Here is a 10,744-nt window from a genome sequence, read left to right on the forward strand (position 1 = left end):
CCAATCAACGCTGCCCACCGGCGCTCCGCCGGTTCATTTTCCGATGCAGAACCGCGAAAAAATGACACCAAGCAGATCGTCGGCGGAGAACTCCCCGGTGATTTCGCCAAGGCGTTCCTGTGCGCCGCGCAACTCCTCCGCGAAGAGTTCAAGCGCGCCAAATTGGGCCGCCGCAGCGGTGACATGCGCAAGCGCGGCACGCAGCGCGACGAGGTGGCGCTCGCGCGCGAGCACGACGTCCTCGCCATGCGCGTGCCAGCCGGCGACGCGCAGCAACTCGGAACGAAGCAGATCGATCCCGTCGCCCGTCTGCGCCGAAATCCGAAGCGAAACCGCCGCACCGCGCACTTCCCGCGACGGTTGGGCGCTACATAGATCGATTTTATTGAATACCGCAATTCTTTCGATGCCAGGCGGAAGCCTCGCGTCTATAGCCAGGTCTTCGGCCTGAACGTCGGCGCGCGCGTCGACGATCCGCAGAATGGCATCGGCGCGCTCGATCTCGCGCCACGTTCGCTCGACCCCGATTCGCTCCACCCGGTCGTCGGTGTCCCGCAAGCCCGCGGTATCGATGATGTGGATCGGAATGCCTTCGATCGCGATCGTCTCGCGTAACGCGTCTCGCGTAGTCCCCGCAATCTCGGTGACGATCGCCCGCTCCTCGCCGGCAAGACAGTTCAGCAGGCTCGACTTGCCGACGTTCGGCTGCCCGACGAGAACGACATTCATCCCGCTGCGCAGCAAGGCGCCCTGTCGGGCGCGGTCCAGAACCGCTTCGAGTTGCGCGCGGATCGCGTCGAGCCGCTCCCGCGCGCGTGCCTTCTCGAGAAACTCGACCTCCTCTTCCGGAAAATCGAGCGTCGCCTCGACCAGCATCCGCAGGTCGATCAGCGCGTCGGTCAAGCGGCGGATCTCGTCCGAGAATGCGCCCGACAGCGAACGGACCGCCGAGCGGGCTGCAGCGATCGTCGACGCTTCGATCAGGTCGGCGACGGCCTCGGCCTGCGCAAGGTCCATCTTGCCGTTCAGGAAAGCGCGGCGCGAGAATTCGCCGGGCTCGGCGAGGCGCGCGCCGAGTTCGACGCACCGCGTCAGCAGCAGCTGCAGCACGACCGGCCCGCCGTGCCCCTGCAGCTCGATCACGTCCTCGCCGGTGAAGGAGCGCGGCGCCGGAAAGTACAGCAGGAGGCCTTCGTCGATCGTCCCGCCCCCCGAATCCAGAAAACGAACGAACCCCGCAGTGCGGGGTTCGGGGTTTTTGCCCGTGAGCGCACGGGCGAAGGAATCGAGAGCGGAACCGGAGACGCGGACAACTCCGATTCCGCCGCGACCGGGTGCGGTCGCGACGGCCGCGATCGTGTCAGGCAGCCTGAGCTCCGCTCTTTCCACGTTCGATCATCCGGGTGATCTGCCACTGCTGCGCGATCGACAGAATGTTGTTAACGACCCAGTACAGGACGAGGCCCGACGGGAACCACAGGAACATGAACGTGAAGATCACCGGCATCGCCATCATGACCTTCGCCTGAATCGGGTCCGGCGGCGTCGGGTTGAGCTTCATCTGCACGAGCATCGACACGCCCATGATGACCGGCAGGATGAAATACGGATCCTTCGCGGACAGGTCTTGGATCCAGCCGAGCCATGGCGCATGGCGCATCTCGACGCTGCCGAGCAGCACCCAGTACAGCGAAATGAACACCGGGATCTGCACCAGGATCGGCAGGCAGCCGCCGAGCGGGTTGATCTTCTCCTTCCGGTACATCTCCATCATTTCCTGCTGCATCTTCGCCTTGTCGCTGCCGTACAGCTCCTTGATGCGCTGCATGCGCGGGCCGAGCACGCGCATCTTCGCCATCGACTTGTAGCTCGCCGCCGACAGCGGGAAGAACAGCAGCTTGATCAGAACCGTGACGATGATGATCGCCCAGCCCCAGTTGCCGACGACGTTGTGGATCCACGAGAGCACCCAGAACAGCGGCGCGGCGATCACCGTGAGCCAGCCGTAATCGACGACCAGATCGAGCCCGGGCGCGATGTCTTCGAGCTTGTCCTGCTCCTGCGGACCGGCATAGAGGCGCGCTCCGACCGCGCCGCTCTGGCCCGGCGGGATCGCGGCGACCGGCAGGATCACGCCCGACGAATACAGGTCCGGGCCGACCTTTTGTGCGAAGAATTCGCGGTCGCCGGCCTCCTGCGGCAGCCAGGCGCTGACGAAGTAGTGCTGCACCATCGCGACCCAGCCGTCGCCGGCCTTTTTCGCGAACTTCGCCTTGCCCTCGGCGATTTCCTCGAATTGCACTTTCTGGAACTTGTCCGCTTCGGTGTAAAACGCCGGCCCGGTGAACGTCGTCACTCCGAACGCTTCGACCGATTCGGCCGCCTGTCCGTCACGTGTCAGCTGGAAATACGCGTGCGGCGCAACTGGGCTTCCGCTTGCGTTGCTGATCTCGTACTTGACGTCCACCGTGTAATTGCCGCGCTGGAAGGTCATCAGCTTCGTGACCTTGACGCCGTTCTGCTCGGGCGCCTCGAGCCGCAGCGTCAGGCTGTCTTCGCCGTCCTTCAGGACCTGCTCGCCAGCGGGCAGTTCGAAAACCGTCTTGTGCGTCGGCAAACCTTCGCCGATCAGGCCCGTCTGGGCCGCATAGACATGCTTCGCGCCGTCGTCGAACAGCACGAAGTTCTTCGTTTCGTCGGCGCTCGCCTTGTGCTCGATCAGTTCGAGCCGGACGATGTCGCCGCCTTGCGCGGACACTTCGGCGACCATCAGGTCGGTACGCACGGTGACCCTGGGGGCCACCGAGGCCGGCGCAACCGCAGCCGCCGCCCCTGGGATGGCGGCTCCCGTCACCGCGGGCGCGCCCGGAGTCGGCGTCGGAACGGCAGCGCCCTCGACTCCGGTCGCGGTCTGAGCAGGCGCCGTTGGGGCAGGCTGGTTGTGCTGGAGCCACGCGTTCCACAACATCACGGTGGAAAGCAGGAAGACGAGGACGAGTATGAGGCGGCGCTGATCCATCGGAATTATTCTTCAGTCGGGTTCAGGGGACGGGATCATACCCGCCGGGATGGAAAGGATGGCAACGACTCACGCGTTTGGCTGCGAGCCAGCCCCCGTGCAATGCACCATGCCGCTCGATCGCTTCGTGTGCGTAATGCGAGCAGCTCGGATAGAAGCGACAGTTGCGCCCAAGCATCGGACTGATGCCGTAACGGTAGATACGCAGCAACCCGAGGAGCAGATGCTTCATGAGCGTCGAAAGCGCTCCAGCTGCTGCGCGACATCGTCATTGATCATCGCCCGCGTCGCCTGACTCACGGGCGCGTTCAGGCGCACGACCAGATCGTGAGGGACCAGGGCGTGCCGGATTTTACGGAACTGTTCGCGCACGATACGTTTCACGAGATTGCGCAAGTTGGCACGTTTCGCGAGCTTCTTAGCGACCACGACGCCGAGGCGCGCCGTTTCGAGCTCGTTGGGACGATAATGAACGACGACGTAGCGCCCCTTGCAGGCCCGTCGGAAAGCAAAAACGGATGAATACTCATCCGTTTTTCTTATTCTGTAGGCGTCGAGAAACCGCTGGTCAACGCCCGACGAACCGTTCACCTCAGACGGCGAGACGGTGACGTCCCTTGGCGCGCCGAGCGCGGATCACTGCGCGGCCACCGCGGGTTTTCATGCGAACCAGGAAGCCGTGGGTGCGCTTGCGACGGACGACGGAAGGCTGATAGGTGCGTTTCATTTCGGTCTGCCAGTATTTGGGTCAAACGCAGGATTGAATCGGATAATCCACTGTTTGTCAAGAACAATTTTTGCCGAGACCTGTGGATAACTTTCACCGGCGAGGGTAGAATTCGGCGCTTCCGCTTTCGGTCGAGCGCACAGGGCAACCCCGCCCGAGCCGCTCTCGGTCGTCGTCCAGCGAAAGCGTCCCTACAATGCCATCAACGCGGCGCGCCGTCGCTTGGTGAACAATGGAGGCGGGCGCGCCATGAAACCCGTGTCGCAAGCACAAACCGTCCAATCCGTGAACCAAGACTTCTGGTCCTTCTGCCTGTCGCGCCTCGAGCACGAACTGCCCCCGCAACAGTTCAATACGTGGATCAAGACGCTGCAGGTGGAGCTGGACCACCCGGAGACGGGTCCCGCGCTGCGCCTTCTCGCCCCGAACCGCTTCGTCATGCAATGGGTTCGTGAACGCTACCTGCGACGGATCGGCGAGCTCGGCGAAGAATTCCACGGTGCACCGATCGGACTCGAACTCGTGCTGCCGGCGGTCGACTCAGCGCGTGCGGCGCCGCGACCGCTCGCTGCCGTCGCGTCGTCCACCGCAACGAATGACGCCTCGCCGACGGTTGCGGCCCCGGCAGCGGCGATCGCCACGCGACCGGCCGACCCCACGCCGTCGGCGACGGTGTCCGACCTCGCCTACGAAAAGACGCGCCTGAACGCCGATTTCACGTTCGACACGCTCGTGACCGGCCGTGCGAACGACCTCGCGCGCGCCGCGGCGATGCAGGTCGCGCAGAACCCTGGCACGTCGTACAACCCGCTCTTCGTCTATGGCGGCGTCGGTCTCGGCAAGACCCACCTCGTGCACGCGATCGGCAATGCGGTGTACCAGCACAACCCGCGCGCGGTGATCCGCTACGTGCACGTCGAGGACTACTACGCCGACGTCGTGCGCGCATACCAGCAGAAGAGCTTCGACGCGTTCAAGCGCTACTACCGCTCGCTCGACCTCCTGCTGATCGACGACATCCAGTTCTTCAACAACAAGAACCGTACGCAGGAAGAGTTCTTCCACGCGTTCAACGCACTGACCGAGGCGAGGAAGCAGATCGTCATCACCTGCGACACTTACCCGAAGGACATCCAGGGCCTTGAAGATCGCCTGATCTCGCGTTTCGACTGGGGCCTGACGGTGCAGATCGAGCCGCCCGAGCTCGAGATGCGCGTCGCGATCCTGCAGAAGAAGGCCGAAGCGCTGCGCGTCGATCTGACCGACGACGTCGCGTTCCTGATCGCAAAAAACCTGCGCTCGAACGTGCGCGAGCTCGAAGGCGCGCTGAACAAGGTCGTCGCGTATGCGCGCTTCCATGGCCGCAGCATCTCGCTCGAAGTCGCAAAGGACGCGCTGAAGGACCTCTTGAACGCGCACAACCGCCAACTGACGATCGAGCACATCCAGAAGACCGTCGCCGACTACTACAAGATCAAGGTCGCCGACATGCACTCGAAAAAGCGCACGCGCGTGATCGCGCGGCCGCGCCAGGTCGCGATGTGGCTCGCGAAGGACCTCACGCCGATGTCGCTGCCGGCGATCGGCGAAGCGTTCGGCGGCCGCGACCACACGACCGTGATGCACGCGTGCCGAACGATCGCCGAGCTGCGCCTCGGCGACCACCAACTGAACCACGACGTCCACGTCCTGACCCAGGTCCTGAGGGGATGACGCGTCACCGCCCGTCCGTTCCTGCTCCACAATACGCCGCCACGCGCCCGGCCCGGAACAACCGCATTACACAAACCGGAAAACACTGACGCCATGCTTCTGCTCAACACCACCCGCGACGCGCTCCTCGCTCCGCTGCAGTCGGTCGCCGGCATCGTCGAAAAGCGCCACACGCTGCCGATCCTGTCGAACGTGCTGATCGAGAAGCACGGCGACCAGCTGACGCTGCTCGCGACGGACATCGAAATCCAGATCCGCACGACGACCGCCGGGCACATCGGCGGCGAGGACGCGTCGATCACGGTCGCCGCGCGCAAGCTGCAGGACATCCTGCGCGCGCTGCCGGCAGAAGGCGGGGTCAATCTCACGCTCGACGACAAGCGCCTCACGGTGAAGTCGGGGCGCAGCCGCTTCGCGCTGCAGACGCTACCGGCCGCGGACTACCCGCGCATGAACCTGCCGGACGGGGAAGCGACGCGCTTCCAGGTGAGCCAGAAGAGCTTCAAGCGCCAGCTCGCGCAGGTCGCGTACGCGATGGCGCAGCAGGACATCCGCTACTACCTCAACGGCCTGCTGCTGATCGTTGCCGGCAGCGAGCTGCGCATGGTCGCGACCGACGGCCATCGCCTCGCGTTCGCAGCGAGCCCGCTCGAAACCGAAGTGCCGCGCACCGAAGTGATCCTGCCGCGCAAGACCGTCATGGAGCTCGCGCGCCAGCTCGCGGACACCGAGGACCCGCTCGAAGTGATCCTCGCCGGCAACCAGATCGTGTTCCGTTTCGGCCCGATCGAGCTCGTGTCGAAGCTGATCGACGGCAAGTTCCCCGACTACGAGCGGGTGATCCCGCAAAACCACCCGAAGCTGCTGACCTTCGAGCGCGCACCGCTGCTCGCGACGCTGTCGCGCGTCGCGATCCTGACGAACGAGAAGTTCCGCGGCGTGCGTCTCGTGCTCGGCGACGGCAGCCTGAAGATCGTCAGCACCAACGCCGAGCAGGAAGAAGCCCAGGAAGAGCTCGAAATCGATTATCACGGCGACCCGCTCGACATCGGCTTCAACGTCACCTATCTGCTCGACGTCCTCAACAACGCCGCGAGCGAGCGGATCGAATGGCGTTTCAACGACGGCAATTCGAGCGCGCTCGTGACGCTGCCCGGCAACGACAGCTTCAAGTATGTCGTGATGCCGATGCGGATTTGACCGAGCCTGCCGTCCGCCCCGACGAATGCCGCCGCCAGCCGGACGGCTTTGCCGTGCCGCTCCGATGCGTCCCGCGGACGGTTCGGGACGATTCCGGCGCCCGCGCGCCGACGCGAGCGCCCCGTTCTTTGATTGTTGATGCAAGGCCGGACCGCCACGCGCGGCGCGGCGAACCGAGATGACCATGTCCGAACCGCAAGTCCAATCGCAACCCCCCCTCCAACCCGGCGCGTACGACGAATCCAGCATCCAGCAGCTCGAAGGGCTGGAAGCGGTGCGCAAGCGCCCCGGCATGTACATCGGCGACACCTCGGACGGCACCGGCCTGCACCACATGGTCTTCGAGGTCGTCGACAACGCGATCGACGAGGCGCTGGCCGGCCACTGTGACGACATCGTCATCACGATCCACCCGGACAACTCGATCTCGGTGACCGACAACGGTCGCGGTATCCCGGTCGGCGTGAAGATGGACGACAAGCACGAGCCGAAGCGCTCCGCGGCCGAGATCGTGATGTGCGTGCTGCACGCGGGCGGCAAGTTCAACCAGAACAGCTACAAGGTGTCGGGCGGCCTGCATGGCGTCGGCGTCTCGTGCGTCAACGCCCTGTCGAAATGGCTCCATCTGACCGTCGCACGTGACGGCAAGAAGCACTTCCTCGAGTTTCACCACGGCGTGCCGCAGGACCGCGTCATCGAGATCGTCGACGGCGTCGCGACGAGTCCGATGCGCATCACCGGCGAGACCACCAAGCGTGGCACCAAGGTGCAGTTCCTCGCCGACGACGAGATCTTCGGCAACGTCGAATTCCACTACGACATCCTCGCGAAGCGCCTGCGCGAGCTGTCGTTCCTGAACAACGGCGTGAAAATCCGCCTGATCGACCTGCGCACCGGCAAGGAAGAGAATTTCGCGTTCGCGGGCGGTGTGAAGGGCTTCGTCGAATACGCGAACCGCACCAAGACCGTGCTGCACCCGACGGTCTTCTACGCCGAGGGCACGACACGGATCCCCACCGGTGCCGGCCACGACGCGGAACTGTCGGTCGAAGTCGCGATGCAGTGGAACGACTCGTACGCCGAACAGGTGCTGTGCTTCACCAACAACATCCCGCAGGCCGACGGCGGCACGCACCTCACCGGTCTGCGCGCCGCGATGACGCGCGTGATCAACAAGTACATCGAAGAGCACGAGATCGCGAAAAAGGCAAAAGTCGACATCACCGGCGACGACATGCGCGAGGGGCTCGCGTGCGTGCTGTCGGTGAAGATGCCGGACCCGAAGTTCGCGAGCCAGACCAAGATGAAGCTCGTGTCGTCCGAGGCACGGCCGGCGGTCGAGGAAGTCGTCGCGAACAAGCTCGGCGATTTCCTGCAGGAGAACCCGCTCGACGCGAAAACGATCTGCGCGAAGATCGTCGAGGCCGCGCGCGCCCGCGACGCCGCCCGCAAGGCGCGCGAGATGACGCGACGCAAAGGGCTGCTCGACGGCGTCGGCCTGCCCGGCAAGCTCGCTGATTGCCAGGAGAAGGACCCCGCGCTGTGCGAGATCTACCTCGTCGAGGGCGACTCCGCCGGCGGCTCCGCGAAGCAGGGCCGCGACCGCAAGTTCCAGGCGATCCTGCCGCTGAAGGGCAAGATCCTCAACGTCGAGAAGGCGCGCTTCGACAAGCTGCTGCAGAGCCAGGAGATCGCGACGATGATCACCGCGCTCGGCACCGGCATCGGCAAGGAAGACTACAAGCCCGAGAAGCTGCGCTACCACCGCATCATCATCATGACCGACGCGGACGTCGACGGCGCCCACATCCGCACGCTGCTGCTGACGTTCTTCTACCGCCAGATGCCGGAGCTCGTCGAGCGCGGCCACATCTACATCGCGCAGCCGCCGCTGTACAAGATCAAGCACGGCAAGAACGAGATGTACATCAAGGACGAGAACGCGCTGAACCAGCACCTCTTGCGCCTCGCTCTCGACGGAGCGGTGCTGATTCCGCGCGACGGCGCGCAGCCCATCACCGACGAAGCGCTCGGCGGCCTCGCGCGCAGCTACCTCCTCGCCGAAGCGGTCATCAACCGCCTCGCCGGCTACGTCGACCCGGCGGTGCTGCACGCGATGCTCGCGCAGAACCTCGCCGTGAGCCTCGACGACGAAGCCGCCGCGCGCGATTCGGCGGCGCGCATCGAACCCCACCTGCCGCCGGACGTGACGATCCGCGCCGAATACCACGACGAAGCCGACGCCTGGCGCCTCGCGATCGAGCGCATGCACCACGGCAACCGCCGTCTCGCATCGATCGACGAGGAGTTCCTCGTCACCGGCGACTACCGCAGCATCCGCACCGCGGCCGAAGCGATCTCCGACCTCGTCGGCCCCGGCGCGGAAATTCGCCGCGGCGAAAAGAGCCACGCGATTACCCGCTTCTCCGAAGCGATCCGCTGGCTGCTCGCGGAAGTCGAACGCGGCCTGACGAAGCAGCGCTATAAGGGCCTCGGCGAAATGAACCCCGAGCAGCTGTGGGAAACGACGATGGACCCGGGAGTGCGCCGCCTGCTGAAGGTGCAGATCGACGACGCGATCGCCGCCGACGAAATCTTCACGACACTGATGGGCGACAACGTCGAACCTCGACGCGCGTTCATCGAGGGGAACGCGCTGTACGCGCGGAATATCGACGTCTGATTTTTTTCTTGAAACCCGCAGATGTCGACCTAAAATGGAATCACCCCCGCGTGGCCGGACAGTTCTTTCAGAGGCGGTATTTTGAAAGATGTGCCGAAAGGCAAACCGACCGTAAACGCGGGGCTTTTCTTGTCCGCGGCGTCGACGACTCCGTCCTTCCGCGCGCCTGTCTGCGGTCTTCCCCGGGGTCAACCTCGCGCCCGATGGCCGTGGTTGAAATTGCGTGCCTGCTGTCCGTCCGACTGCGCCGACTTCCCGGCACGCGCGCTCGCGTACAATGCCCGCGTCAATCTCTCGGGCGTCCTCCGGCGCCTTCTCCCTCCCAGGAAACTTGCATGAAATCACTTCTGATCCTCGCATTCACGGCGGCGGTCGCCATCGGCTCGCCGGCGGCGTTCGCCGAAGACGCGGTGCCGAAAACCGTCGCGGCGCTGCATCAGGACAGGACGGCGCTCGGCGGGAAGCTGGTGCGCGTCGAAGGCAAGGTCGTCAAGGTGAACAACGGCATCATGGGGCGCAACTTTGTGCATCTGCAGGACGGGACCGGCGACCAAGACAGCAACCGTCTGATCGTCACGAGCAAGCAGACAGCAGCGGTCGGTGATAAGGTCGTCGCGACCGGACGCGTCGTCCTCGATCGGGACTTCGGCAGCGGCTACCTGTACCCGCTGCTGGTCGAGGAGACGGAGATCGTTCCGGCGAAGTAGTGAACGAGGGGACCGGACGAAGGGTGCTGCCGGCCATCACGGTTTGCGCCGCCGCTTCGAGAACGTCATCACCTTCTCGATGTGCCGCCGGGCCTGCTTGCTCGCCCGCTCCGACTTGACGATCAGCGCCTTCTGCACGAGGCCGCTGAACGCGACGAGGTCGAGCAGCGGATAATCGTCGAGCACGCCCTGGTCCTGGAAAAACTCCGCGATCCAGCGCGGATCGAGCTCGAGATTCCCGGTCTCGCGCAGGTATTCGGAAGCGGCCATCTCGACGTATTCGGAAAGTTTCCGCATCGCTCGCTCCTGTTCATCCTCCTCGAAAAAGGGGCGTCCCGCGCCGCGCGCTTCGAGGCTCGCCGCCCGCCCGACATTCGAACTCGCGATCCCCGCGGACGTTCCAATCCGTGGAGTTCGACCGTGCGGAGCACGAAAGGAATCCGCCGGCGGGAACTTCGTAGGGCCGCTCGCGGGCCCGTTGCTGCGCTTCAATGGAGAATTGCATGGCTTCATCCCACGACACCGTCAGCATGGCGCTCTTCTGCGACTTCGAGAACGTCGCGCTCGGCGTACGCGACGCGAAATACGAGAAGTTCGACATCAAGCGCGTGCTCGAACGCCTGCTCCTCAAGGGCAGCATCGTCGTCAAGAAAGCCTACTGCGACTGGGAGCGCTACAAGGGCTTCAAGGCGACG

General features: G+C 64.6%; 11 protein-coding genes. 5 read left to right on the forward strand and 6 right to left on the reverse strand.

Annotated elements, in window-relative coordinates; translation table 11 throughout:
- Positions 1–33: 33 nt before the first annotated feature.
- From mnmE to rpmH, 5 genes are read right to left on the reverse strand one after another with little or no spacing between them, the layout of a single operon-like run.
- A complete protein-coding gene (gene mnmE / locus V6M37_RS08080; RefSeq protein ID WP_332672157.1) occupies positions 34–1,389 on the reverse strand; it encodes a tRNA uridine-5-carboxymethylaminomethyl(34) synthesis GTPase MnmE in 1,356 nt (451 codons plus the stop codon).
- Positions 1,361–3,019, reverse strand: a complete 1,659-nt coding sequence (gene yidC, locus V6M37_RS08085) for a membrane protein insertase YidC (protein WP_332672159.1) — start codon at positions 3,017–3,019, stop codon at positions 1,361–1,363. The genes mnmE and yidC overlap by 29 nt, the downstream gene beginning before the upstream one ends.
- Positions 3,020–3,041: 22 nt before the next feature.
- On the reverse strand, positions 3,042–3,251 hold the full coding sequence (gene yidD, locus V6M37_RS08090) for a membrane protein insertion efficiency factor YidD (protein WP_332672161.1): 210 nt from the start codon (positions 3,249–3,251) through the stop codon (positions 3,042–3,044).
- Positions 3,248–3,610 carry a ribonuclease P protein component gene (gene rnpA / locus V6M37_RS08095; RefSeq protein ID WP_332672163.1) on the reverse strand — a complete coding sequence of 121 codons (363 nt, stop codon included), beginning with the start codon at positions 3,608–3,610 and terminating at the stop codon, positions 3,248–3,250. The genes yidD and rnpA overlap by 4 nt, the downstream gene beginning before the upstream one ends.
- 1 nt (position 3,611) lies before the next feature.
- The gene (gene rpmH, locus V6M37_RS08100; RefSeq protein ID WP_002926183.1) at positions 3,612–3,746 is read right to left on the reverse strand and encodes a 50S ribosomal protein L34; all 135 of its coding nucleotides are present in this window, start codon (positions 3,744–3,746) and stop codon (positions 3,612–3,614) included.
- A 285-nt stretch (positions 3,747–4,031) separates the two neighbouring features.
- On the opposite strand from rpmH, the gene dnaA reads away from it, so the two are divergent.
- From dnaA to V6M37_RS08120, 4 genes are all read left to right on the forward strand, one after another.
- Positions 4,032–5,459 carry a chromosomal replication initiator protein DnaA gene (gene dnaA / locus V6M37_RS08105; RefSeq protein ID WP_332672165.1) on the forward strand — a complete coding sequence of 476 codons (1,428 nt, stop codon included), beginning with the start codon at positions 4,032–4,034 and terminating at the stop codon, positions 5,457–5,459.
- Positions 5,460–5,552: 93 nt separating this feature from the next.
- On the forward strand, positions 5,553–6,659 hold the full coding sequence (dnaN, locus tag V6M37_RS08110; RefSeq protein WP_332672167.1) for a DNA polymerase III subunit beta: 1,107 nt from the start codon (positions 5,553–5,555) through the stop codon (positions 6,657–6,659).
- 184 nt (positions 6,660–6,843) lie between these two features.
- The gene (gyrB, locus tag V6M37_RS08115; protein WP_332672169.1) at positions 6,844–9,342 is read left to right on the forward strand and encodes a DNA topoisomerase (ATP-hydrolyzing) subunit B; all 2,499 of its coding nucleotides are present in this window, start codon (positions 6,844–6,846) and stop codon (positions 9,340–9,342) included.
- Between the two features lie 335 nt (positions 9,343–9,677).
- On the forward strand, positions 9,678–10,049 hold the full coding sequence (locus V6M37_RS08120; RefSeq protein WP_332672171.1) for a hypothetical protein: 372 nt from the start codon (positions 9,678–9,680) through the stop codon (positions 10,047–10,049).
- Positions 10,050–10,085: 36 nt separating this feature from the next.
- On the opposite strand, the gene V6M37_RS08125 is transcribed toward V6M37_RS08120, so the two are convergent.
- On the reverse strand, positions 10,086–10,346 hold the full coding sequence (locus V6M37_RS08125) for a hypothetical protein (RefSeq protein WP_332672173.1): 261 nt from the start codon (positions 10,344–10,346) through the stop codon (positions 10,086–10,088).
- A 206-nt stretch (positions 10,347–10,552) separates the two neighbouring features.
- Between V6M37_RS08125 and V6M37_RS08130 the strand changes: the two genes are divergently transcribed.
- On the forward strand, positions 10,553–10,744 hold a 192-nt coding region (locus tag V6M37_RS08130; protein WP_332672175.1), incomplete at its 3' end, for an NYN domain-containing protein.

This window comes from Aromatoleum sp., from assembly GCF_036675785.1.
Lineage (GTDB): Bacteria > Pseudomonadota > Gammaproteobacteria > Burkholderiales > Rhodocyclaceae > Aromatoleum.